Source organism: Pseudoxanthomonas suwonensis J47 (assembly GCF_000513955.1).
In the GTDB taxonomy this organism is placed as follows: domain Bacteria; phylum Pseudomonadota; class Gammaproteobacteria; order Xanthomonadales; family Xanthomonadaceae; genus Pseudoxanthomonas; species Pseudoxanthomonas suwonensis_C.
Genome location: NZ_AZUZ01000023.1, coordinates 1 through 24512, shown reverse-complemented (window position 1 = coordinate 24512; position 24512 = coordinate 1). Strand labels below are relative to the sequence as shown.

The window sequence follows — 24512 nt, the reverse complement described above, 5'->3', positions numbered from 1 at the left end:
GCGCCCCCACACCCCACAGCATTCCCCGCATGAAGAACGCCGTCGTCCTCGTTTCCGGAGGCATGGATTCGGCCGTGGTCCTGGCCATCGCCCGCGAACATGGGTTCGCCGTGCACGCGCTGAGCGTGCGTTACGGCCAGCGCCACACCTCCGAGCTGGACGCGGCCGACCGCGTCGCCCGCGCGCTGGGCGCGGTGGCGCACAAGACCGTCGAGGTCGACCTGCGCAGCATCGGCGGCTCCGCGCTGACCGACGACATCGAGGTTCCGGAGGCGGGCGGCGAGGGCATCCCGGTCACCTACGTGCCGGCGCGCAACACCATCATGCTGTCGGTCGCGCTGGGCTGGGCCGAGGTGCTGGGCGCCAGCGACATCTTCTGCGGCGTCAACGCGGTCGACTATTCCGGCTATCCGGACTGCCGCCCCGAGTTCATCGAGGCCTTCGAGCGCCTCGCCAACCTGGCCACCAAGGCCGGCGTGGAAGGCGCGGGCATCCGCATCCACGCGCCGCTGATGCGCATGGGCAAGGACGACATCGTCCGCGAGGGCCTGCGCCTGGGCGTGGATTTCTCGCAGACCGTGTCCTGCTACCGCGCCGATGCCGAAGGCCGCGCCTGTGGCCACTGCGACGCCTGCCGCCTGCGCGCGGCCGGCTTCGAGGCCGCCGGCGTCGCCGATCCGACGCGCTACGCGGGCTGAGCCGGCTGCTCCAGCCCCAGGTCTCGCCGCCCCCCGTAGAGCGGGGCTTGCCCCGCTGCTCTTCGACGGGCTCCTCCCCGGTCCGCGACGTTCCATCGCAAACGCAGCGGCGCAGGCCCCGCCCTCCAGAAAAGCCATACATCCGGCTGCCCGGGCACCCATCCAACGCGCGCGCGGCCTGTTCGGGTAAAATGCCCGCCCGGCCGCGCGCCGGCACACGTGGGCCGTTAGCTCAGTCGGTAGAGCATCGGACTTTTAATCCGCTGGTCGTTGGTTCGATTCCAACACGGCCCACCATCATCCCGGCCCGGATCCGCGAGGAACCCGGGCCTGCACGGAACCCCGTCGCGCACGGGGTTTTTTGTCGCCGCACGCCGGCGGCACGCAACATCGCAGGATCGCAAGGACGCCATGAGCGCAGAAGACGCGCAGCTCAGCCCCGAACAGGTTTCCCGCAGGAACGGGATCCACGCCTTCGCCATGGTCGTCGGCGTGCTGGTGGCGCTGGCGGTGGGCGCGGTGCTCTGGTTCTCGCTGGCCGGAAACTACCCGGTGATGCGCTACGTGTTCATCGTCGCGGCGCTGCCGACGGCGTATCTCGTGGGGCAATGGCCCACCGCGGTCTGGCTGACGGCGTCCGCGCGCTGCGGCGCCTGCAGCGCCGAGTACGGGGTGTCGCAGACCGGCAAGGAGGAAACCTTCCTCTCGGCCACGCCGCGCCGGCGCGAGTCGGTGGTCGGGCGCTCGATCTCCGGCCCCAACGAGGGCAAGACCCTGGTGCGCAAGGAAAGCTGGACCGAGGAGCGCTACCAGGTGGTGGTGACCTGGACCTGCAGCGTCTGCGGCGACATGCGCCAGAAGCATTCGGTCCGCACCAGCCACACCAACAAGGTCAGCGACGACGTCTACCGGCGCTGAGCCGGTTCAGCGCCGCGTGCTGCGGTAGATCCGCGAGCAGCCCCAGCCGTCCCAGGCGGTAAACAGGCCGGTGTCGCCGGTCAGGGCGAAGCGGGTGGCCACGATCGTCGCCGGCACCCAGCTGCAGCGCCATTGCCTGGCCTTGCGGTAGGCCCTCATGAAATCGCGGAAACAGCGGACGCCGCGGGTGTCCCGCGGGCGGGTATCGGTTCTGTCCATGGCTCGGTCCCCTGGTACGTGCGCGCTGCCGCGCGCGCTCCAATCCAGCGCCGGCGGTGGTGGGGTGTCCATCAGGCGAATCTGAAATCGCGGCGCGGGCAGTCGCCGCGGCGGACCTGAACGGGCAAGGTCGGGCTCCGGCGCTCCGGTTGATCGCCCCCGGGCGCGGACGCATATTCGAAGTTCCTTCCGCCTGCCGGTACGCCCTGCGCCCGTCTCACCCAGTGAGACGCCCCCGCGCCAGGCTGCGATCTCCCGGCCCCCGCCTGCCCATGCCCCTCCAGGCTTTCCATCCCGCCGTCGCCCGCTGGTTCGAGGGCGCCTTCCCTGGGCCGACGCCGGCCCAGGTCGCGGCGTGGCCGGCGATCATGGCCGGGCGCAACACCCTGGTTGCCGCACCCACCGGTTCGGGCAAGACCCTGACTGCATTCCTCGCCGCGATCGATGCCCTGGTCCGCGAGGGCCTGGACAACGGCGGCGAGCTGGCCGACCGCACCCACGTCGTCTACGTCTCGCCGCTGAAGGCGCTGTCCAACGACATCCGCCTGAACCTGGAGGCGCCGCTGGCCGGCATCCGCGAAAAGCTGGCCGAACTGGGCCTGGCCGACGTGGAGATCCGCACCGCGGTGCGCACCGGCGATACGCCGCAGGCCGAGCGTGCGCAGGTACGCAAGAAGCCGCCGCACATCCTCGTCACCACGCCCGAGTCGCTGTACGTGCTGCTCGGCTCGGCCTCGGGCCGGGCCATGCTCGGCAGCGTGCGCAGCGTGATCGTCGACGAAATCCACGCGCTGGCCGACGACAAGCGTGGCAGCCACCTGGCGCTGTCGCTGGAGCGGCTGGAGGCGCTGTGCGGTCGTCCGCTGGTGCGCATCGGCCTGTCGGCCACGCAGAAGCCGGTCGAGGAGGTGGCGCGCTTCCTGGTCGGCGCCGCCAACGTCTATCCGACCCGTGCCGGACTGCCCGGCTGGCACGGCCCCGATCCGCTGGCCGGCAGCGACGCCATGCTCGGCGGCACCGCCACCACCGACGTGCCCGACTGCGCCATCGTCGACATCGGCTACGCCAAGCAGCGCGACCTCGCCCTGGAAGTGCCGCCGACGCCGCTGTCGGCGGTGATGTCCAACGAGCAGTGGGAACAGGTCTACGAGCGCCTGGTCGAGCTGGTGCGCGCGCACCGCACCACGCTGGTGTTCGTGAACACCCGGCGCATGGCCGAGCGCGCTGCCTTCAACCTGGGCGAACGCCTGGGCCGCGACCAGGTCGCCACCCACCACGGCAGCCTCTCGAAGGAACTGCGCCTGGAAGCGGAGCAGAAGCTCAAGCGCGGCGATCTGCAGGTGCTGGTCGCCACCGCCTCGCTGGAACTGGGCCTGGACATCGGCGACGTCGACCTGGTCTGCCAGCTCGGCTCGCCGCGCTCGATCGCCGCGTTCCTGCAGCGCGCCGGCCGCGCCGGCCACCACGTCGGCGGCGTGCCGAAGGCGCGGCTGTTCCCGCAGACCCGCGACGAGCTGGTCGAATGCGCGGCGCTGCTGGACTGCGTGCGCCGCGGCGAACTGGACGCGCTGCGCATCCCGCCGGCGCCGCTGGACGTGCTCGCCCAGCAGATCGTCGCCGAGGTCGCCGCCACCGAGTGGGACGAGGACGCGCTCTACGACTGGATGCGCCGCGCCTGGCCGTACGCGCGGCTGGAACGGGCGAAGTTCGACGAGCTGGTGAAGATGCTCGCCGACGGCTTCAGCGACCGCCGCGGCCCGCGTGCCGGCTGGCTGCACCGCGACGCGGTGAACCGGCGTTTGCGCGGCCGCCAGGGCGCGCGCATGGTCGCGACCATGTCCGGTGGCACCATCCCCGACACCGGCGACTACTCGGTGGTGCTGGAGCCGGCCTCCACGTTCGTCGGTACGGTGAACGAAGACTTCGCCATCGAAAGCATGGCCGGTGACATTTTCCAGCTGGGCAACGCCAGCTACCGCATCCTGCGCGTGGAGCCGGGGCGGGTGCGGGTCGAGGACGCGCAGGGCATGCCGCCGAGCATCCCGTTCTGGCTGGGCGAGGCGCCCGGGCGCACCGACGAGCTGTCCTCGGGCGTGTCGCGCCTGCGCGAGGAACTGGCCGCACGCATGCGCGACGTGCAGGTCGTCGAGGTGCGGTCGCCGCAGAGCGAGGGCGAAGGCGATGAGCCCGCGGCGCCATCCTTCCAGCTCACCGGCACCGAAGAGGCGATGGCCTGGCTGTGCGACGAGGTCGGGCTCGACGAGCCGGCCGCGCGCCAGCTGGTCGACTACCTCGGCTCGGCGGCGATCGCCCTGGGCGCGATGCCGACGCAGAAGCGGATCGTGCTGGAGCGTTTCTTCGACGAGACCGGCTCGACCCACCTGGTGATCCACAGCCCCTACGGCAGCCGCCTCAACCGCGCCTGGGGCCTGGCCCTGCGCAAGCGCTTCTGCCGCCAGTTCAACTTCGAGCTGCAGGCGGCGGCGACCGAGGATTCGATCGTGCTGTCGCTGTCGACCAGCCACAGCTTCCCGCTGATCGAGGTGTCCAGATACCTGCATTCGTCCTCGGCGCAGGACGTGCTGGTGCAGGCGCTGCTGGATGCGCCGCTGTTCCCGGTGCGCTGGCGCTGGAACGCGACCACCGCGCTGGCGCTGCCGCGTTTCATCGGCGGCAAGAAGGTGCCGCCGCAGCTACAGCGGATGAAGTCCGAGGACCTGCTGGCCACCGTGTTCCCCGACCAGGTCGCCTGCCTGGAGAACATCGTCGGCGAGCGCGAGGTGCCGGACCATCCGCTGGTCGCGCAGACCCTGCACGACTGCCTGCACGAGGCGATGGACACCGAAGGCTGGCTGCAGGTGCTGCGTGGCATGGAGGCCGGCGACATCGAGGTGCTGGCCTGCGACGTGACCGCGCCTTCGCCGCTGGCGGCCGAGGCGCTCAATGCGCGCCCCTACGCCTTCCTCGACGACGCGCCGCTGGAGGAGCGCCGCACCCAGGCCGTGCAGACGCGCCGGTTCGCCGATCCGCAGTCGGCCACCGACCTGGGCCGGCTCGATGGTGCGGCGGTCGAGCAGGTGCGTGCCGAGGCGTGGCCGCGCGCGCGCAATGCCGACGAGATGCACGAGGCGCTGACCGGGCTCGGCTTCCTCGCGGCGTTCGAAGTGGAGCCGGGGTGGGAAGCGCTGTTGCGCACGCTGGTCCGCGATGGCCGCGCCACCTGCGTCACGGCCGCCGGCCGCCAGTGGTGGGTCGCCGCCGAGCGCCTGCCGCAGCTGCTGGCGCTGCACCCGTCGGCGCTGCAGCAGCCGGGCATCACCGTGCCGCCGGAGTACGCCGCGGTCGAATGGGCCGCCGAAGACGCGGCCGTGGCGCTGCTGCGTTCGCGCCTCACCGGCCTGGGCCCAGTCACCGCCGCGGCGCTGGCCGGCAGCCTGGCGCTGCCGCCGCTGGCCACCGACATGGCCCTGCTGAAACTGCAGTCGCAGGGCTATGCCATGCAGGGCCGCTTCACCCCAGGCGTGGCCGGCGAGGAATGGTGCGAACGCCACCTGCTGGCGCGGATCCACCGCTACACGCTCAAGCGCCTGCGCCGCGAGATCGAGCCGGTGGCGCCGCGCGACTTCATGCGCTTCCTGTTCGACTGGCAGCGTGTGTCGAAGGAGGCACAGGTCAGCGGTCCGGAGGCGCTGGCCGGCGTGCTGGCGCAGCTGGAGGGTTTCGAGGCCCCGGCTGCGGCCTGGGAAGGCGAGCTGCTGCCGGCGCGCGTGCGCGACTATTCGATCGCCTGGCTGGACGACCTGTGCACCGCCGGGCGGATGCTGTGGACGCGACTGCGTCCGTCGGCCGAGCCCGACTCCGGCACGCCGTCGCGCGGCACTGGTTCGCTGCGCGGCACCCCGGTGCTGCTGCTGCCGCGGCGCAGCGTGCCGCACTGGACCGGACTGGCGCCGGCGCCGCAGGAGGAAGCCGGGCTGTCCTCGCGCGCGCAGAAGGTGGCCGACTTCCTCGCCATGCACGGCGCCTCGTTCTTCGACGAGATGCTGGCCGGCACGCGCCTGCTGCAGACCGAACTGGAGGACGCGCTGGCCGAACTGGTCGCGCGCGGCCGCGCGCACTGCGACAGCTTCGCCGGCCTGCGCGCGCTGCTGGTGCCAGCCTCGAAGCGGCCGGCGACGGGGCAGGGCCGGCGCCGGGCGATGACCCTGGGCATCGAGGATGCCGGGCGCTGGACCCTGGTGCGGCGCGTGCTGCCGGTCGATGGCGCCGAAGCCGACGATCGCAGGACCACGGCGGGCACCGCATCCGCGCGTCCCGCACGTCCGGATCCGGACGCGCTGGAACACGTCGCCCGCGTACTGCTGCGCCGCTACGGCGTGGTCTGCTGGCGCGTGCTGGAACGCGAGGCGGCCTGGCTGCCGCCGTGGCGCGAGCTGCTGCGCGTCTACCACCGCCTGGAAGCGCGCGGCGAGGTGCGCGGTGGTCGCTTCATCACCGGCCTGTCCGGCGAGCAGTTCGCCCTGCCGGAAGCCATCGGCCTGCTGCGCAAGGCGCGGCAGAAGCGCGAAGACGGCAGCCTGGTCTGCGTCAGCGCGCTGGATCCGCTGAACCTGTCCGGCACCGTGGTCGTCGGCGACAAGGTGCCGCGCATCGCCGGCGCACGGCTGGCGTATCGGGACGGCATCCCGGTGGCCGCGCTGGTCGCCGGCGAAGTGCGGCCGATGGCGCCGATGGAGGGGCTGGATCCGGAAGGGCAGGCGGCGGTGCGCAAGGCGCTGCTGCGCGAACCGGCCTCGGGCCTGGAAGCCTTCCTCGCCCAGCTGCAGGTCGCCACCTCCACGTAGAGCGGGGCTCTGCCCCGCTGCTTGCGCCGTCCCCTCTCCCCCGGGAGAGGGGGTAGGGGAGAGGGTCGGTATGGCAACGTGGCCGGGTTCCCGGCCCTCACCCCCGCCCCCCCTCCCGGAGGGAGAGGGGGCGTATCGGCCCGGAGGGGGGCCGCCCGCGGCTCAGCCTTCCTCGCGGATGATCTCCAGCACCGCCTCGCCGTAGCGGCCGAGCTTGCCGCCGCCGATGCCGCCGACCCGCGCCAGCTCCGAGATCGAGGCCGGGCGCAGCTGGGCGATGTCGCGCAGGGTGCGGTCGTGGAAGATCACGTAGGCCGGCACGTTCTGCTCGCGCGCGGTCTGCGCGCGCCAGGCGCGCAGGGCGTCGAACAGTGCGCGGTCGCCGGCGTCCACGTGCAGCGTGCTGCCGCTGCGCGAGGTGGCCGTATCGCCGCGCCCGCGCTTGCGCGCCGGTTCCTCGCGCAGGTGCACGGGCTGCTCGCCGCGCAGCACCGGTCGCGCCGCCGCGCCCAGGCGCAGGCTGCCGTGGCCCTCGGCGTCGACCTCCAGCAGCCCGTTCACTACCAGCTGGCGGAACACGCTGCGCCAGGTGCCGGCGTCCAGGTCCGCGCCGATGCCGTAGGTGGACTGTTCGTGGTGGCGGAACTGGCGCACCTTCCCGGTGTCGGCGCCGCGCAGCACGTCGATCAGGTGCACGGCGCCGAAGCGCTGCCCGGTGCGGTACACGCAGCTGAGCGCCTTGCGCGCGGCCTCGGTGGCGTCCCAGGTGCGGACCGGCTGCAGGCAGTTGTCGCAGTTGCCGCAGGGCTGCGGATAGGTCTCGCCGAACGCGGCCAGCAGCGCCTGGCGCCGGCACATCGCCGATTCGCAGTAACCCAGCAGCTGGTCCAGCTTGCGCCGCTCCTGCGCCTTGCGTTCCTCGCTGGCCTCGCCCTGCTCGATCATCTGCCGCAGCAGCACCACGTCGCCCAGGCCGTAGCCCATCCAGGCCTCGGCCGGCTCGCCGTCGCGGCCGGCGCGGCCGGTCTCCTGGTAGTAGCCCTCGATCGACTTGGGCAGGTCCAGGTGGGCGACGAAGCGCACGTCCGGCTTGTCGATGCCCATGCCGAAGGCGATCGTCGCGCACACCACCACGCCGTCCTCGCGCAGGAAGCGGCGCTGGTTCTGCGCGCGCACCTCGGCCGGCAGGCCGGCGTGGTAGGGCACCGCGGTGATGCCGTGGCCGGCGAGGAACTCCGCGGTCTCCTCGACCTTGCGCCGCGACAGGCAGTAGACGATGCCGGATTCGCCGGCGTGGCCCGCCAGGAAGTCGAGCAGCTGCCGCCGCGGGTTGTCCTTGTGCGCGACCGAGTAGCGGATGTTGGGCCGGTCGAACGAGCTCACGAAGCGGCGCGCGTCCTGCAGCCCAAGCCTGTCGGCGATCTCGCGCTGGGTCGGCGGGTCGGCGGTGGCGGTGAGCGCGATCCGCGGCACCTCCGGCCAGCGCTCGTGGAGGATGGTCAGTTCGCGGTACTCGGGGCGGAAGTCGTGGCCCCACTGCGAGACGCAGTGCGCCTCGTCGATCGCGAACAGGGCGATCCGGCTGCGTTCCAGCAGCGACAGGAAGCGCTGGGTCAGCAGCCGCTCCGGTGCCACGTAGAGCAGGTCCAGGCTGCCGTCGAGCAGGTCCTGCTCGACCTGGCGCGCCTGCGCGGCGTCCAGGGTCGAGTTGAGGTAGGCCGCGCGCACCCCGAGCTGGTGCAGCGCCTCGACCTGGTCCTGCATCAGCGCGATCAGCGGCGAAACCACCAGCGCCGTGCCCGGGCGCAACAGCGCCGGCACCTGGTAGCACAGCGACTTGCCGCCGCCGGTGGGCATCAGCACCAGGGCGTCGTTGCCGGCGGCGACGTGCTCGATGATCTCCCGCTGCCGGCCGCGGAAGGCGTCGTAGCCGAATACCTGGCGCAGCACGTCCAGCGCGTCGCCGGAGGAGGGGATGTCGGCGATACGCGGCGCGGCGGTCTGGAACAGGGACGTCATGCGCTCAGGATACCGGGCGCGTCAAACGGAGACGCTGAACCGGCGCGCGTGGAGCGGTGGGATTCCCCGGCGATCTGCGGCAGGAAACAGCCGCGTCGCGTGCGACCGGCCGCCGGCTCAGACCGGCGGCACCGCCGAGGCCTGGCCGGCGTAGCGGAATGGCGGGGTGGACATGACCATTTCCGCCAGCGAGTAGGCCAGTTCGCGCTCGGCCATGACCGCACCGTCGGCGCCGTGCGACAGCAGGTGCCGCACTTCGGCGTCGCTGTGCGCGCGGGCCAGCACCGGCAGGCCCGGGTTGAGCACGCGCAGCTTGGCGATCGCCTCGCCGGCCTCGAGCGGTTGCGGGATGGCGAGGATGGCGATGGCCGCCGATTCCGGATGGGCCTCGGCCAGCACCCGGTCGGAGGCGGCATGGCCGCGGATGCCGGGGATGCCGGCGGCGTGCGCGCGCTCCACGTGCAGCGGGTTGTCGTCGATCACCACCAGCGGCACGCCGCGCTCGCGCAGCACCTGCGCCAGCTCGCTGCCGACGCGGCCGTAGCCGATCACGATGGCGTGGTTGCCGGCCTGCAGCGGCGGGCCCGGCGCCGGTTCCGGCACCGGCTGCACCGGCGCGGCCTCGCGGTGCGCGGCCTCCCAGCGGTCCAGCAGCATGAAGATCAGCGGGTTGAGCATGATCGAGACCAGCGCGCCGGCCAGCACCAGCGCCTGCCCGGTCGGCGGCAGGATCTGCAGGGCCACGCCGAGGCCGGCGATGATGAAGGCGAATTCGCCGATCTGCGCCAGCGAGGCGGAAATGGTCAGCGCGGTCATCTTCGGATGGCCGAAGGCGCGCACGATCAGGAAGGCCGCCGCCGACTTGCCGAGCATGATGATCGCCACCGTACCCAGCACCTGCCACGGGTGCTCGAGCAGGATCGCCGGGTTGAACAGCATGCCCACCGAGACGAAGAACAGCACCGCGAATGCGTCGCGCAGCGGCAGCGAATCGTTGGCCGCCTTGTGGCTGAGCTCGGACTCGTTGAGCATCATGCCGGCGAAGAACGCGCCCAGGGCGAAGGACACGCCGAACAGCGCCGCCGCGCCGAAGGCCACGCCCAGGGCGATGGCCAGTACCGACAGGGTGAACAGCTCGCGCGAACCGGTGCCGGCGATCTTCTCCAGCACCCACGGGATCACCCGGCGCCCGACCAGCAGCATCACCGCCACGAACAGGCCCAGCTGGACGAAGGTCCAGGCGATGCTGCTGAGGACCTGGCCGGGCGTGTGCGGCTCGCCCGAGGCTTCCGGGCCGAACAGGCCGGCGATCACCGGCATCATGACCAGCGCCAGGACGCAGGCCATGTCCTCGACGATCAGCCAGCCCACCGCGATCTTGCCGCGCATGGTCTCCAGCAGGCGGCGTTCCTCCATCGCCCGCAGCAGCACCACGGTCGAGGCGGTGGCCAGGGAGAAGCCGAACACCACGCCGTGCAGGTGCGACCAGCCCATCAGCCAGGCCACGCCCCAGCCGAGCAGGGTCGCCGCCGCGATCTGCGCCAGCGCGCCGGGCAGGGCGATCCACTTCACCTCCAGCAGGTCGTCCAGCGAGAAGTGCAGGCCGACGCCGAACATCAGCAGCATCACGCCGATCTCGGACAGCTGGTTGGCGATTTCCTGGTCGGCGACGAAGCCGGGGGTGAACGGGCCGACGGCGACGCCGGCCAGCAGGTAGCCGACCAGCGGCGAGAGCCGCAGCTTGTTGGCGATGGCGCCCAGCACGAAGGCCAGGCCGAGGCCGACCGCGACGATGTCGATCAGGCTGGTGTCGTGGTGCATCGGGGAGAGGGGTACCTGGGTGGGGACGGCGGTGCGCCGCCTTCCCGAGTTTCGCTGATGGCGGCGTGCCGCGTAAATAAACGCGGATCGCGACCTGGCCGCAGGCAGCGGGAAAGCTGCGCCCACAGGCGCTCCGCGGCTCAGGCCTCCGCGCGCAGCTCGCGGGCGAGCAGGTCGACCAGCTCCGCCGCCGGCAGTGCGCGGGCCAGTGGCGCACCTTGCCCCGCCCATTGGGCCGCGAACTCCGGATGGCCCTGCCGAGCCGCGATCGCGGCCAGTTGCCGGGCAAGGTCGTAGGCGACCGGATAGTCCGGAGGGCGCGGACTGCCGGGCGCCTCGCCATGCTCGACGTAGCGGTTGGGGAAGCCCCGGGCCAGGCGGCCCGACAGCACGGCGACAAGCCGGGTGCTGCCACCGCGTTCGCCCAGCAGCGCCGCGCGGTGCGCCGGACTGGCTGCCGATTCCGGACACGGCACGAAGGCCGTGCCCAGCTGCGCCGCGACCGCGCCCAGGTCGAGCGCGGCGCGGATGCCGTGCCCGTCCATGATGCCGCCGGCGGCGATCACCGGCAGCCGGGTCCTCGCGCGCAGAAGCCGCACCAGCACGGACATCGGCAGCTTTTCGTCGTGCCGCTCCGGATCGAACAGGCCGCGGTGGCCGCCCGCCTCGATGCCCTGTGCGACGATCCCGTCGACGCCGGCCGCTTCGATCGCCAGGGCTTCGTCGACATGGGTCGCGGTCGCCAGCGTGGCGATCCCGGCCTCGCGCAGCGCGGCGATCCACTCGCGCGGCGGCAGGCCGAAATGGAAGCTCACCACCGCCGGGCGGGTGTCGAGCAGCAGCCGGAACATCGCCTCTTCGGCGACGAAGCTGGGGTAGATCTCGCGCAGCTCCGCGGGCGGACTCGCCCCGAATTCCGCGAACAGCGGCGCCATGTGCCGGATCCAGGCCGCCTCGACCGCCGGATCACGGCGTGCCGGCGCATGGCAGAAGACGTTGACCTGGAATGGTCGCGCGGTCAGCGCGCGCGTCGCTTTGATCGCTTCACGGGCCTGGGCCAGCGTGCTGGCCCCGATCGCGATGGAGCCCAGGCCCCCGGCGTTGGAAACGGCGGCGGCCAGCGCAGCCGTCGAGACGCCTGCCATCGGGGCCTGGATGATCGGAAGCGGGATGCCGAGTCTGTCGAGCACGGACGGGGGACATGCGCGGAGGCTGGCGCAGTGTAGTCCGCCTCCGTATGCCGGGGCGCAACGGGCCCCGGCAATCCTTCAAGGGGACCGCCGGTGCGCCATGCAAGGCACCGGCGTCCGGCGACGCCTGCCCGGCATTGCGCCGGGCAGGATCCAGCGACGGCGCTTACCAGTTGTAGGCGACGCGGCCGTACACGTAGCGGCCGTTGAAGCCGAACGGCGAGTACAGGCTGTACGGCAGCAGGCCGGAGGTCGAGTTCACGAAGATGGTCTCCTCCGGGTACTCGTCCAGCACGTTGTCCGCGCCGACGGTGAGGGTCCAGCCCTGCGCCGGGCGGAAGCTGACCGCCGTGTCGAGGGTCCACTTCGCCGAGTAGGTCTGGTCCTGCGCCGGGTTGCTGGCGTGGCGGCTGGTGAACTCGCCATAGCGGGTGGCGTTGGCCAGCAGCTCCCAGCTGCCGATCCGCCACTGCCCGCCCAGCGCGAACTTGTCGCGCGGGGTGCCTTCCTCGATGCGCCCGCGCTCGTCGCGGCCGACGCGTTCGAGGTTGGCGCCCAGCGCGTCCAGCGCCGCCGGGTTCGGCGCGATCCGGGTGACCTCGGTCTTGTTGTAGTTGTAGGAGGCGGTCAGGTCGAGGCTGGAGGCATCCAGCGGGATCGACCAGGTGCCGACCACGTCCACGCCGCGGGTGCGGGTGTCGATGGCGTTGTTGAAGTAGCGCGCCGCGGTCACCCCGTTGATGCCCAGGCTGGCCAGCAGGGCCTGCGCGGCCGCGTTGTTGGTCAGGTTGAGGTTGGACGACAGCACGATGCGGTCGTCGATCTCGATCTGGTAGGCGTCGATGGTGAGGTACAGGCGTTCCGCCGGCTGCAGCACCAGGCCCAGGCTGTAGGACAGCGAGGTCTCGGCCTTCAGAGGTTCGGCGCCCAGCGCCTGCGCCGCCGCGCCGGTGGCCGGGAAGGTGCCGGTCTCGGTGACCACGCTGTTGTTGATGTTGGTGGTCACCGCCTGGTAGTTCTGCTGCGCCAGCGCCGGGGCGCGGAAGCCGCTGGACACGGTGCCGCGCAGCGCCACCGCGTCGTTGAAGGCGTAGCGCGCCGACAGCTTGCCCGAGGTCTCGCTGCCGAAGTCCGAGTAGTCCTCGTAGCGGCCGGCGATGCCGGCGGAGAAGCGCTCGGTCACGTCGGCTTCCAGGCCGGCGTAGACCGCGTAGCTGTGGCGGTCGTAGCTGCCGGAGTTGCGCGGGGTGAAGCCGGCGAAGCCCTGCGCGCCGCTGCCGAAGTACGAGTTCGGCTCGCCGGCCGACTGCTGCCATTCCTCGTTGCGGTACTCGGCGCCGAAGGAGAAGGTGGCCGGATAGGCGAAACCGAGCTCCAGCGCCCTGGAGAAGTCGGCGTTGACCACGTCCTGGCGGTAGCGGAGGTTGCCGGTGTAGAAGCGGTGCGGGCTGCCGACGCCCAGCGCGTAGTTGATGGTGTTCTGGGTGTAGAAGTCCAGGTCGTTCTCGCCGGCGTTGTAGCTGACGTCCCAGTTCCAGCCCGAGGCGGTGTTGCCCTTGGCACCGAGCACCACGCTGCGGTCGTTCGAGACCTGGTTGATCTCCGGCACGTAGCCGTCCGGATAGACCTGGGCGAGCAGGGCGCCCTGGTTGCTGTGGTTGCGCGAGCGGTAGAAGGCGAAGGAGACGATGTCGCGCTTGCTGGCGATGGCGGTGGCGTACAGCTCGCTGTTCTCGCCGATGTTGAACGAGGCGTTGGCCGAGACCGCGTACTGCTCGACGTCCGGGTCGCCCATCCTGAAGGCGCGCTCGCCGACGCCGGGGAAGTTGCCGGTGTGCGGCGCGGTGCCCTGGTAGGTGCCGGAACGGTTGGTCGGGTCCTGCTGGCCCACCTGCGCGGCCAGGTGCACGGTGCCGCCATCGTGGGCCAGGCTCAGGCCGGCATCGCCGGCCAGCTGCCACTGGGTGCCGTCGCCTTCGGAATACTCGCCGCCGGTGAGGCTGAGGCTGCCGCCTTCGCCGGCGCCCTTGAGCACGATGTTGACCACGCCGGCGATGGCGTCGGAACCGTACTGGGCCGAGGCGCCGTCGCGCAGCACTTCCACGCGTTCGATCGCCGCCACCGGGATCGCGTTGAGGTCCACCGCCGAGGAACCGCGGCCGATGGTGCCGTTGACGTTGACCAGGGCCGAGACATGGCGGCGCTTGCCGTTGACCAGGATCAGCACCTGGTCCGGCGACAGGCCGCGCAGTTGCGCCGGGCGCACGCCGCTGGTGCCGTCGGCCATGGCCGGGCGCGGGAAGTTCAGCGAGGGCAGGGCGCGGGCCAGGGCGGTGGCCAGCTCGGTGGTGCCGGTGGCCTGCAGGGCCTCGGGGGTGATGATGTCGATCGGCGACTGCGACTCCGCGACGGTGCGGTCGGCCACGCGGGTGCCGGTGACGATCACGGTATCGAGGGTGCTCGCCTGTACCGGCGCGTCCTGGCCCCAGGCAGGGGCGGACAGGGTGGCGGCGATGGCGAGGGCAAGCGGTGAGATGGCGCGGAAGGACATGCTGACGTGCTCCGGTTTGCGATTGCAGGAAACGCCGGCGGGGGAGGGGAGCTCCGGCGATGACGATCATATCTGCCAGGACGCCTGGCATCTGGATCGATGACCGCTTCCTGTCGGGTCCAATTCTCATCGACCCGCGGCCTGGTTATAAGAACCGTTGGTTATAAGGAAATGAACGGTTCCGCGGGCGACGGCACTTCCCGGAACGACTCTGGCGGGGCATGGCGCGATGGTTGTCCTGGGCCTGGAAGGGCGGGAGGGACCGCCGGCATCGCCGGTCCCCGGCCCGCCGGGCCTTGCGGGACGGGCGCCACGGCCATGCATGGCCTCCGGGCGGGTGGGCCGCTTCCGGTAGAATCCGCGGATGATCTCCTTCCGTAATTTCGCCCTCCGCCGGGGCGAACGCCTCCTTTTGTCCGAAGTCGACCTGGCCCTGCATGCGGGCTACCGGGTGGGCGTGGTCGGCCGCAATGGCACCGGCAAGTCCAGCCTGTTCGCCGCCATCAAGGGCGAGCTGGAGGCCGACCGCGGCGACGTCGACCTGCCCGGCAAGGTGCGGATCGCCTCGGTGGCCCAGGAAACCCCCTCCCTGCCGGACCCGGCGCTGGACTTCGTGCTCGGCGGCGACGAGGTGATCGCGACGGTGCTGCGCGAGGAGGCCGAGGCCAACGCCCGCGAGGACTGGGAAGCGGTCGCCGCCGCCCACCAGAAGCTGGCCGAGCTCAACGGCTACGACGCCGAGGCCCGCGCCGGCCGCCTGCTGCACGGCCTGGGCTTCCCGGCCGAGACCCACCGCCGCCCGGTGTCCTCGTTCTCCGGCGGCTGGCGCGTGCGCCTTAACCTGGCGCGCGCGCTGATGATGCCGTCGGACCTGCTGCTGCTGGACGAGCCGACCAACCACCTGGACCTGGACGCGGTCTACTGGCTGGAGCAGTGGCTGCTGAAGTACCCGGGCACCTTGCTGCTGATCTCGCACGACCGCGAGTTCCTCGACAACGTCGCCACCCACACCCTGCACCTGCACGGCGGTGGCGCGAAGCTGTACGTCGGCGGCTACACCGACTTCGAGCGCCAGCGCGCCGAGCAGCTGCGCCAGCAGCAGATCGCCTTCGAGAAGGAACAGGCCGAGCGCGCCCACCTGCAGAGCTTCATCGACCGCTTCAAGGCCAAGGCCTCCAAGGCCCGCCAGGCGCAGTCGCGGATGAAGCGCCTGGCCAAGCTCAGCGGCACCGAGGCGGTGCGCGCCGAACGCGAGTTCCGCATCGAGTTCGCGCCGCCGGCGAAGCTGCCGCATTCGCTGATCCGCCTGAACCACGTCGAGGCCGGCTACGGCGGCGATGCGGTGATTCTCCACGAGGTCGGCTTCGGCCTGGAGGCGGGCGACCGCATCGGCCTGCTCGGACCCAACGGCGCCGGCAAGACCACCCTGGTGCGCACCCTGGTCGGCGACCTGCCGGTCGTGGCCGGCGAGCGCGCCGTGCATCCGGACCTGCGCATCGGCTACTTCGCCCAGCACACGGTCGAGTCGCTGCACGAGGGGCAGTCGCCGATCGACCATTTCCGCGAGCTCTCGCCGGATTCGCCGACCCAGGCCTTCCGCGACTTCCTCGGCAAGTGGAACTTCCCCGGCGACCGCGCCTTCGAGACCGTCGACGGTTTCTCCGGCGGCGAGCGCGCGCGCCTGGCGCTGGCGCTGATCGCCTGGCAGCAGCCGAACGTGCTGCTGCTGGACGAACCGACCAACCACCTGGACCTGGAAATGCGCGAGGCGCTGGCCGAAGCGCTGGCCGACTTCGACGGCGCGATCGTGATGGTCTCGCACGACCGCCACCTGATCGGCCTGGTCTGCGACACCTTCTGGCGCGTGGCCGACGGCGTGGTCGAACCGTTCGCCGGCGACCTGGACGAATACGCGGCCTGGCTGCGCACGCGTCCGCAGGCGCAGGGCACGAAGGCGCGCATGGCCGAAACCGCTGCGCCGGCGCCGGTGAAGACGCAGCCGGTGGCGCAGGTGGTGCAGAAGAGGCCGCCGAACCCGCACAAGCTCGCCGCCGCCGAAGCCAAGGTAGGCGAACTGGAAGCGGCGCTGGCGGAACTGGACCGGCAGCTGGCCGATCCGGCCAACCACGCCGATGCGGCGCGCATGGCCACGCTGGGCCGCGACCGCGAAGCGCTGGCCGCACGCCTCGAGCAGGCCGAAGCCGCCTGGTTGGAGCTGATGGAAGGTTGAGCCGGCCGGCGAGGCTGCCGCCCACGTCGAAGTCGAAGACGGCCGCGCCCTCGACCTGCCGCCAGCTGGCCGCGCCTGTCCGGGTGCCCGGTGCCCAGGCTGCTCCGCGAAGTCGCTTGCGTCTTCAAGCCCCTCTCCCACCGGGAGAGGGGTTGGGGAGAGGGTCGGTGTTCCGACGCCGCTGGGCGCCCGACCCTCACCCCTGTTCTCCGCTACGCGCCCCGGCCCGCATCCACTGGACGCGGACGTTCGACGGCATGCGCGTCAGTGGCGCGATTGCCCTCTCACCGGAGGGAGAGGGGGCGAAGAACGAAGCCGCGACCCGAACGTGCCGAAAGACGCGGTAGTGCGGGGGTATGGCGCAAGCAGGCCATGGATGGCCTGCGCTCGCGCGTTGGAGCCATGGACGGCGGAACCGCGCGATGCGCCATACCCCCGCACTACCGCGGCTCCGTCCGGAGCCGGCGCTTTCATCGGCACCGGGGCCCCGAGACAAGCGGGAACCCCGACCCTCTCCCTTGGCCCGACCGCCGCGCTACCCGTCGCTGCGCGCCGCGCTCTCCGCCTCGCCCCGCGCCTGCAGCCAGCGGCGGAAGCGCCGCGCCGGCTCGCGTTCGGCACGCGAGCGCAGCCGCGTCAGCCAATAGCGGCCCAGCGACACGGTGACCGGGAACGGCTGCAGCAGCCGGCCTCCGGCCAGCTCCTGCTCGAACATCGGCAACGGCAGCAGCGCCACGCCGGCGCCGGCCGCCGCAGCGGCGGCCAGGGTCAGCGACGAATCGCACACCGGCCCGCGCGCTTCCACGCCGGCCACGCCGGCGGCCTCCAGCCAGCGCGGCCATTCGTCGACGCGGTAGGAACGCAGCAGCGTCACCCGCGCCAGGTCGCGCGGTTCCTGCAGGCGCCGGGCCAGTGCCGGCGCGCACAGCGGCGCGAACGGCGCCTCCAGGACCGGCGTGCAGTCCTGGCCCTGCCAGTCGCCGTCGCCGAAGCGGATCGCCAGGTCCAGGCCTTCGCCGGCCAGGTCGATGCGGTTGTTGTGGGTCTGCAGGCGCAACTCGATGTCCGGGTGCGCGGCCTCGAAGTCCGGCAGCCGCGGCAGCAGCCAGCCGGCGGCGAAGGTGCCCACCACGCCCACGGTGAGCACCTCGCGGCCCGCGCCGCCGATGAAGCGCGCCATGCCCAGCGCGATCCGGTCGAAGGCCTCGTTGAGCACCGGGTACAGCGCCGCGCCTTCCTCGGTCAGCGCCACCCCGCGCGGCAGGCGGTGGAACAGGCGCACGCCCAGCCGCTCCTCGAGGCTGCGGATCTGGTGGCTCAGCGCGGCCTGGCTGACATACAGCTCCAGCGCCGCGCGGGTGAAGTTCTGGTGCCGCGCGGCGGCCTCGAAGGCGCGCAGCGCATTGAGCGGCAGGGGCGGGCGGGACATGGCCAGGCGTGAGCGGGACTGATGACCGAATGCTAACCGCTGGCCGGAATCGTTGCCGCAACGCCCCGAGCCACTCATCCGGCTTATGGCTCTTCCTGAAAACTTGCGCTGGTGGGCCGGCGCCGGCGTTCGAATACTCGGGGCTCCCATCCACGAGGACCGCCCATGCTCGCCCGCCGCCGCTTCCTGCAACTCGGTGCCACCTCGGCCGCTTCCGCGCTGGCCCTGCCACTGCTGGCCCACGCGACTTCGGCCGCCGCGGCCCCTACCGCAGGCCGCGCCGATGCCATCGCCAACGCCCGCGACTTCGCCGCGCTGGAAGCGGCCAGTGGCGGGCGACTCGGGGTGAGCCTGCTCGATACCGCGAGCGGACAGGCCCGCGGCCATCGCCAGGACGAGCGCTTCCCGATGTGCAGCACCTTCAAGGCGCTGCTGTCGGCGGCGGTGCTGGCCGGCGCCGACCGCGGCCGGTGGTCGCTGGACCGCCGCCTGGCGGTGGGCGAGGGCGACCTGGTCCCGCATTCCCCGGTGGCCCGCCGCCATGTCGGCAAGGACCTCACCGTGCGCGACCTGTGCCGCGCCACCATGACCACCAGCGACAACGCCGCGGCCAACCTGCTGTTCGGGCTCATCGGCGGCCCGTCCGCGCTGACCGCGTTCCTGCGCGCGAACGGCGACACGGTGACCCGCAACGACCGCCTGGAGCCGGTGATGAACGCCTTCGCCCCGGGCGACCCGCGCGACACCACCAGCCCGCGGGCGATGGCCGCCAGCATGGCCCGCTTCGCCGTGGGCGACGCGCTGGCCGCGCAATCGCGCAGGCAGCTGGCCGACTGGCTGATCGACAACGGCACCGGCGACGCCTGCCTGCGCGCCGGCCTGGGTCCGGGCTGGCGGGTCGGCGACAAGACCGGCAGCAACGGCGTGGACACCCGCAACGACGTGGCGGTGCTGTGGCCGCGCGACGGCGGCACGCCCTGGGTGCTGGCCGCCTACCTGCAGGGCGCGACGGTGGACAGCGATGCCCGCGACGCGGTGCTGGCACGGGTCGCGCGCCTGGCCGAGGCGATGATCGGCCGGGGGCCTTGAAATCGGCCGCGGCGCCCCCAGTACGGCGGGTACCGGCGTCCGCAGCCGGCCTCAAGATTTCCCGGATTCCTGTCCCGCCATGCCGATCTATGCCTTCCAGTGCGCCGAGTGCGGCCACAGTTTCGACCGTCTGCAGAAGCTCTCCGACGCCGATCCCGAGACCTGCCCGTCCTGCGGTGCCAAGGGCGGTGTCCGGCGCCAGGTGACCGCGCCTTCGTTCCGCCTGGCCGGCGGCGGCTGGTACGAGACCGACTTCAAGGGCGCCGGCGACAGGAAGCGCAACCTGGCCGACGGCGGCAACAGCAGCTCTTCGGGCTCCGATTCGGGCGGCGCCAAGTCCGAGGCCAAGCCGGCCGCGGCGGCCGCTTCCGGCGACTGATCCGCCCGCGCCGGGGTTTGCCCGGCCTGTCCCGCACCGGCTAGGGTGCGGGCATGAACCTCGAACGACTTCCCCTTTTGTTGCTGCTCGCCGCCTGCGCGGCGGGCGGCGTTCCGGCGTGCGCCGCCGCCGCGCCGCCTTCGGGCGCCGTGGTCGATGCCCCGGCGGCGCCGGCCGACGCTTTCCTCGCCGCGATCGCCGCACACTGCGGCCAGGCCTTTGCCGGCCGGGTGGTGGCCAACCTGCCGGCGTCTTCCACGCCTGATTCCTTCGAGAACCAGGCGCTGGTCATGCATGTGCGTGGCTGCGAGGCGCCGCAGCGCGAGCTGCGCATCCCGTTCCACGTCGGCGAGGACCGCTCGCGGACCTGGGTGCTGACCCGCACCGCGACCGGCCTGCGGCTGAAACACGACCACCGCCACGCCGATGGCAGTCCCGATGCGGTGACGATGTACGGCGGCGATACCGTCGACGCCGGCACGGCTTCGCGCCAGGAGTTCCCGGTGGATGCGGAATCGGTGGCGATGTTCGAGCGCGAAGGCCTGGCGGCCTCGCTGCGCAATACGTGGGCGATGGAAATCGAGCCGGGCCGGAAGTTCGTCTACGAACTGGCGCGGCCGGACGGGCGGCTGTTCCAGGTCGAGTTCGACCTCACCGCACCGGTGGATGCGCCGCCTCCGCCGTGGGGCGACGGGCCGGAGAGCTGAGCCGGCGGCGACCTCCGCGAGGGAGGTCGCCGGTTCCAGCATGCGCGGGCAGCTCAGCGCGCGCCGAAGCGGGCGCGGCAGCCGCGGTCGACCCAGATCTGGTTGCCGTCCCAGCCCCAGTTGGCGTTTTCCTGGCAGCGGGTCTTGGAGATGTTCTCGATCACCACCGGGCGGCCCTGGCGACGGTCCCAGGCGCAGGTGCGGCGCCGGTTGTTCTCGCTGCTGCAGGTGACCGAGTAGCTGGAGTTCGCGCCGCCGCCCCAGCCACCGCCGGCCTCGGCGAACTCGCCGCGGCAGCCGCCGCTGACCCAGATGTTGGAGCCGCGCTGGCCCCAGTTGCGGTTTTCGACGCAGCGGGTGTCGGACAGCCGCCGGACCAGCACCGCGCGGCCGCGGAAACCGGTGCCGCAGGTGGTCTCGCGGTTGTTCCTGCTCTCGCAGCGGATGGTCTGGCCGGTGCCGGGCTTGCCGACCTGCCAGCCGCCGCGGCCTTCGGCGAAACGCCCGCGGCAGCCCTTGTCGACCCACATGATGCCGCCACCGCCGCCGAAGTTGACGCCTTCGACGCAGCGGGTGCCGGAGATGTTCTCGACCAGCACCGGGCGGCCGTTGAACGGGGTGCGGCATTCGCGGCGGCGGCGGTCGTTGCTGGAACAGGTCAGGGTCTGGCCGGTCCAGCTGGAGCCGTTCCAGCCGCCCCAGCCGGCGCCCGGGCGGCCACCGTGGTTGCCGCGCAGGGAGGTGGCGATGTCCTGCTTGACCCGGCTGAAGCCCCAGCCGGCATTGATCTGGTCCAGGTAGAACTCGAGCTGGTCGTCGGGGATCTGGCGGCCGCGGGACTGGTCGGAGTACTCGCGCTCGATCACCCGGACCCGCTCCACCACGGAGAGCTGCCGCAGGTTCTCCGGCGCGTAGGCGCGGGCCTGCGCGCCCTGGGCGGCGGCGGGGACCGGCAGGGTGGCGGCCGCTCCGGCCAGGCCCAGGACCAGCAAGGCGGTGGACAGGGAACGCAGCATGACCTTCTCCTTTCTCCTTGGACGGTCCGCCGCGTGACGGCGGATGAATACGGATGTAGCCCGGACCGGCTTAATGCCGGCCGACCGCCGCCAGGGCCGGGGCCGTCGGGGCGGCCGGCGGCCCGCCCGGTTTGCCGGGACCGCCTGCGGGCCCCAAAATATCGCGCTCCCCGGCGCCACGGCGCCCGGCATCCCCTGCGGAGTTCCCATGCGTACCCATTTCTGCGGCCTGGTCGACGAGACCCTGATCGGCCAGACCCTCACCCTCGCCGGCTGGACCGACGTGGCCCGCAACCTCGGCGGCGTCTGCTTCATCGACCTGCGCGACCACGAAGGCATCGTCCAGGTCACGGTCGAGCCGTCCAACGCCGAAGTGTTCGCGGTGGCCGCCTCGCTCGGCTACGAGGACGTGATCCAGGTCGAGGGCGTGGTCCGCGCGCGCGAGGCGGTCAACAGCAAGATCCGCTCGGGCAAGGTCGAGGTGATCGCGACGAAGATCACCGTGCTCAACAAGGCCGCGCCGCTGCCGTTCCACGCGCACGAGAACCCGTCCGAGGAAACGCGCCTGCGCTACCGCTACCTGGACCTGCGGCGTCCGGAGATGCAGCGCATGCAGCGCACCCGCATCAGGCTGGTGCAGGCGCTGCGCCGCTACCTGGACGAGGCCGGCTTCCAGGACATCGAGACCCCGATCCTGACCAAGGCCACCCCGGAAGGCGCGCGCGACTTCCTGGTCCCGGCGCGCATGCACCCGGGCGAGTTCTACGCGCTGCCGCAGAGCCCGCAGCTGTTCAAGCAGATCCTGATGATCGCCGGCTTCGACCGCTACTACCAGATCGCGCGCTGCTTCCGCGACGAGGCCCTGCGCGCCGACCGCCAGCTGGAGTTCACCCAGCTGGACATGGAGTTCGCCTTCGTCCGCGAGCGCGACGTGCAGGACTTCGTCGAGGGCATGATCCGCGCCGTGTTCAAGGAAGTGCGCGGCGTCGAGCTGGCCGAGCCGTTCCCGCGCATGACCTGGGCCGAGGCCATGCGCCGCTACGGCTCGGACAAGCCCGACCTGCGCATCGACCTGGAGCTGGTCGACGTGGCCGAACTGGTCAAGGACAGCCAGTTCGCGGTGTTCACCGGCGCCGCCGACGATCCGGACGGCCGCGTCGCCGCGCTGCGCATCCCCGGCGGCGCGACCCTGTCGCGCAAGCAGATCGACGAGTACGCCGCCCATGCCGCCAAGTTCGGCGCCAAGGGCCTGGCCTACATCAAGATCGACGAGGCCGGCGCGATCTCCTCGCCGATCCAGAAGTTCTTCAGCGAGGACGCGTTTGCCGCGCTGCTGAAGCACGTGGGCGCCGGCAACGGCGACATCGTGTTCTTCGGCGCCGGCGCCTACAACAGGGTCTCGGACTTCATGGGCGCGCTGCGCCTGAAGGCCGGCAAGGACTTCGGCCTGGTCGCCGAAGGCTGGCGCCCGCTGTGGGTCACCGACTTCCCGATGTTCGAGTGGGACGAGGAGGAGCAGCGCTACGTGGCCCTGCACCATCCCTTCACCGCGCCGGCGGTGGACGACATCGCCGAGCTGCGCGCGAATGCGAAGACCGCGGTGTCGCGCGGTTACGACATGGTCCTCAACGGCAACGAGATCGGTGGCGGCTCGATCCGCATCCACCGTCCGGAGATGCAGAGCGCGGTGTTCGAGCTGCTCGGCATCGGCGCCGAGGAGGCCGAGGCCAAGTTCGGCTTCCTGCTGGACGCGCTGAAGTACGGCGCCCCGCCGCACGGCGGCATCGCCTTCGGCATCGACCGCATCGCCGCGCTGATGGCCGGCACCGAGTCGATCCGCGACGTGATCCCGTTCCCGAAGACCACCACCGCGCAGTGCCTGATGACCGGCGCGCCGTCGCCGATCCCGGACGAGCAGCTGGCGGAGGTGCATGTGAAGGTGCGCGAAGAGTCGCTGTCGAAGTAATGCGCTTCCCCGGCACCTCGCTTGCGGGAGGCCGGGCGCTTCTTCTTCCATATTCCCCGCGGCGACGGCCGCGCCCGCCTTGAGCCAAGGCGGGTTTCAATCGATGTGATGGAGTGGGCGATGACCGAGTTTGCTTTCTCTTTGGAGTGGGAGCGCCTGGGCAACGAGGGTTCCGATCCGGCGCTGGTGACCGAGCGCGCCCGCGTGTTCGGCGGCTGGCTGGTCCGCGTCGGCACTTCGCCCGCGTCGATGGCCCTCACCTTCGTTCCCGACGACCAGGGCCGCTGGGACGGCGAGGACTTCGGCGAGGACGACTACGAGTACGACGAAGACGAAGAAGACGGGGAAGAGGAAGACGACGAGGACGACGACGAAGAAGAAGACGACCTCGACGGGGAAGACGAAGAGGACGAGGACTGAGGATGCGCATCCGGCGGGCCACCGTCGATGACGCCGCGACGCTGTCGTCGCTGGCGGCGCGCACCTTCACCGAGACCTTCGGCCACCTCTACCCGCCGGAGGATCTCGACTTCTTCCTGCGCGACGCCTACGCGGTGGAGAAGCAGGCGACGATCCTTGCCCATCCGGACTACGCGTTGTGGCTGCTCGAGGACGACGGCGTCGCCGTCGGCCACGCTGCCGCCGGCCCCTGCGGCCTCCCGCACCCGGACGTCGCGCCGGGTGACGGCGAACTGAAGCGGCTCTACGTGCTGGCCTCGCACCAGGGTGGTGGCTGGGGTGGCCACCTGTTCGACGAGGCCGAACGCTGGCTGCTGCGCGACGGTCCGCGCACGCTGTGGATCGGCGTGTGGTCGGAAAACTTCGGCGCCCAGCGCTTCTACGCCCGCCGCGGCTTCGAACGCGTCGGCACCTACGAATTCCCCGTCGGCCGCGTCCGCGACCTCGAGTTCATCCTGCGCCGCCCGGCGGGCTGAGGTGCCTGCGTAGACGCTGGCTTCTTCCGGTAGCGATGGCGACGTAGATCGGGCGCGTAAATGCTCGGGCTTCTCGGCGGCGATACAGAAGCCCCTCTCCCTCCGGGAGAAGGGTTGGGGAGAGGGTAGGTGGGTGCCAGCGTGGCGAGGGACCCCGACCCTCACCCCTNCCCCTCTCCCGGTGGGAGAGGGGAGAAAGAACGAAGCCACGACCTCAACGCGCCGAAAGACGCGGTAGCGCGGGGGTATGGCGCAAGCGGCACATGGATGTGCCGCGCTCGCGCGTTGGAGCAGGACGCGGAACCGCGCGATGCGCCATACCCCCGCGCTGCCGCGGCTCCGTCCGAAGCCCGCACACGCTGACGCAGTTGCAGTTGCCGTTGCGGTTGCACTTGTCTCTGACATTGCTCTCGCGCCACCGCACCAGGCCGTCGTGATTGCACAAGTCGGACTCCGCCCGTTACCGAGGTCCGGGCAGACGCGTTGCCTCGCCGCACACAC

17 protein-coding genes and 1 tRNA gene are annotated in these 24512 nt (G+C 71.7%); 11 read left to right on the top strand and 7 right to left on the bottom strand.

Annotation, left to right across the window (positions count from 1 at the left end; genetic code table 11):
- Nucleotides 1-29 precede the first annotated feature (29 nt).
- The 3 genes from queC (at nt 30) to M503_RS0107470 (ending at nt 1616) form a co-directional block, all read left to right on the top strand.
- Nucleotides 30-698, top strand: coding sequence for a 7-cyano-7-deazaguanine synthase QueC (queC, locus tag M503_RS0107480; RefSeq protein WP_028919995.1), 669 nt, complete (start codon nt 30-32; stop codon nt 696-698).
- A 221-nt stretch (nt 699-919) separates the two neighbouring features.
- Nucleotides 920-995, top strand: a tRNA-Lys gene (locus M503_RS0107475).
- Between the two features lie 114 nt (nt 996-1109).
- Nucleotides 1110-1616 (top strand): hypothetical protein, encoded by a 507-nt coding sequence (locus M503_RS0107470; RefSeq protein ID WP_028919996.1) that lies wholly within the window; start codon nt 1110-1112, stop codon nt 1614-1616.
- A 6-nt stretch (nt 1617-1622) separates the two neighbouring features.
- Here the strand turns inward: M503_RS0107470 and M503_RS17360 are convergent, their stop codons facing one another.
- Nucleotides 1623-1835, bottom strand: a complete 213-nt coding sequence (locus M503_RS17360) for a hypothetical protein (protein WP_155951996.1) — start codon at nt 1833-1835, stop codon at nt 1623-1625.
- A gap of 272 nt (nt 1836-2107) precedes the next feature.
- Between M503_RS17360 and M503_RS0107460 the strand changes: the two genes are divergently transcribed.
- Nucleotides 2108-6679 (top strand): DEAD/DEAH box helicase, encoded by a 4572-nt coding sequence (locus tag M503_RS0107460; protein ID WP_028919997.1) that lies wholly within the window; start codon nt 2108-2110, stop codon nt 6677-6679.
- Nucleotides 6680-6841: 162 nt separating this feature from the next.
- Here M503_RS0107460 and recQ read toward each other — a convergent pair whose 3' ends face one another.
- The 4 genes from recQ to M503_RS0107440 form a co-directional block, all read right to left on the bottom strand.
- Nucleotides 6842-8698, bottom strand: a complete 1857-nt coding sequence (gene recQ, locus M503_RS0107455; protein WP_081720975.1) for a DNA helicase RecQ — start codon at nt 8696-8698, stop codon at nt 6842-6844.
- A gap of 117 nt (nt 8699-8815) precedes the next feature.
- Nucleotides 8816-10519 (bottom strand): YbaL family putative K(+) efflux transporter, encoded by a 1704-nt coding sequence (gene ybaL / locus M503_RS0107450; RefSeq protein WP_028919999.1) that lies wholly within the window; start codon nt 10517-10519, stop codon nt 8816-8818.
- A 140-nt stretch (nt 10520-10659) separates the two neighbouring features.
- Nucleotides 10660-11709, bottom strand: a complete 1050-nt coding sequence (locus M503_RS0107445; protein WP_028920000.1) for an NAD(P)H-dependent flavin oxidoreductase — start codon at nt 11707-11709, stop codon at nt 10660-10662.
- Nucleotides 11710-11875: 166 nt separating this feature from the next.
- Complete coding sequence (locus M503_RS0107440) at nt 11876-14260, bottom strand: TonB-dependent receptor plug domain-containing protein (RefSeq protein WP_028920001.1); 2385 nt, start codon at nt 14258-14260, stop codon at nt 11876-11878.
- Nucleotides 14261-14624: 364 nt separating this feature from the next.
- Here M503_RS0107440 and M503_RS0107435 point away from each other — a divergent pair, with 364 nt between their 5' ends.
- Nucleotides 14625-16490: an ABC-F family ATP-binding cassette domain-containing protein gene (locus M503_RS0107435; RefSeq protein ID WP_028920002.1), complete on the top strand. Its 1866-nt coding sequence runs from the start codon at nt 14625-14627 to the stop codon at nt 16488-16490.
- Nucleotides 16491-17025: 535 nt separating this feature from the next.
- Here M503_RS0107435 and M503_RS0107430 read toward each other — a convergent pair.
- Complete coding sequence (locus M503_RS0107430) at nt 17026-17919, bottom strand: LysR family transcriptional regulator (protein ID WP_028920003.1); 894 nt, start codon at nt 17917-17919, stop codon at nt 17026-17028.
- Nucleotides 17920-18084: 165 nt separating this feature from the next.
- Here M503_RS0107430 and bla point away from each other — a divergent pair, with 165 nt between their 5' ends.
- From bla to M503_RS0107415, 3 genes are all read left to right on the top strand, one after another.
- On the top strand, nt 18085-19008 hold the full coding sequence (gene bla / locus M503_RS0107425; protein WP_028920004.1) for a class A beta-lactamase: 924 nt from the start codon (nt 18085-18087) through the stop codon (nt 19006-19008).
- A 79-nt stretch (nt 19009-19087) separates the two neighbouring features.
- Entirely contained in the window at nt 19088-19387 is a 300-nt protein-coding gene (locus tag M503_RS0107420; protein ID WP_028920005.1) for an FmdB family zinc ribbon protein, read from the top strand.
- 53 nt (nt 19388-19440) lie between these two features.
- Nucleotides 19441-20094, top strand: a complete 654-nt coding sequence (locus M503_RS0107415; RefSeq protein ID WP_037060853.1) for a hypothetical protein — start codon at nt 19441-19443, stop codon at nt 20092-20094.
- A gap of 53 nt (nt 20095-20147) precedes the next feature.
- Here M503_RS0107415 and M503_RS17940 read toward each other — a convergent pair whose 3' ends face one another.
- Nucleotides 20148-20831 carry a DUF3011 domain-containing protein gene (locus M503_RS17940; protein ID WP_428992221.1) on the bottom strand — a complete coding sequence of 228 codons (684 nt, stop codon included), beginning with the start codon at nt 20829-20831 and terminating at the stop codon, nt 20148-20150.
- A gap of 487 nt (nt 20832-21318) precedes the next feature.
- Between M503_RS17940 and aspS the strand changes: the two genes are divergently transcribed.
- The 3 genes from aspS (at nt 21319) to M503_RS0107395 (ending at nt 24011) form a co-directional block, all read left to right on the top strand.
- Nucleotides 21319-23076 (top strand): aspartate--tRNA ligase, encoded by a 1758-nt coding sequence (aspS, locus tag M503_RS0107405; RefSeq protein ID WP_028920008.1) that lies wholly within the window; start codon nt 21319-21321, stop codon nt 23074-23076.
- 120 nt (nt 23077-23196) lie between these two features.
- The gene (locus M503_RS17355) at nt 23197-23496 is read left to right on the top strand and encodes a hypothetical protein (protein ID WP_028920009.1); all 300 of its coding nucleotides are present in this window, start codon (nt 23197-23199) and stop codon (nt 23494-23496) included.
- A gap of 2 nt (nt 23497-23498) precedes the next feature.
- Nucleotides 23499-24011, top strand: a complete 513-nt coding sequence (locus M503_RS0107395) for a GNAT family N-acetyltransferase (RefSeq protein ID WP_197017193.1) — start codon at nt 23499-23501, stop codon at nt 24009-24011.
- Nucleotides 24012-24512: the final 501 nt, after the last annotated feature.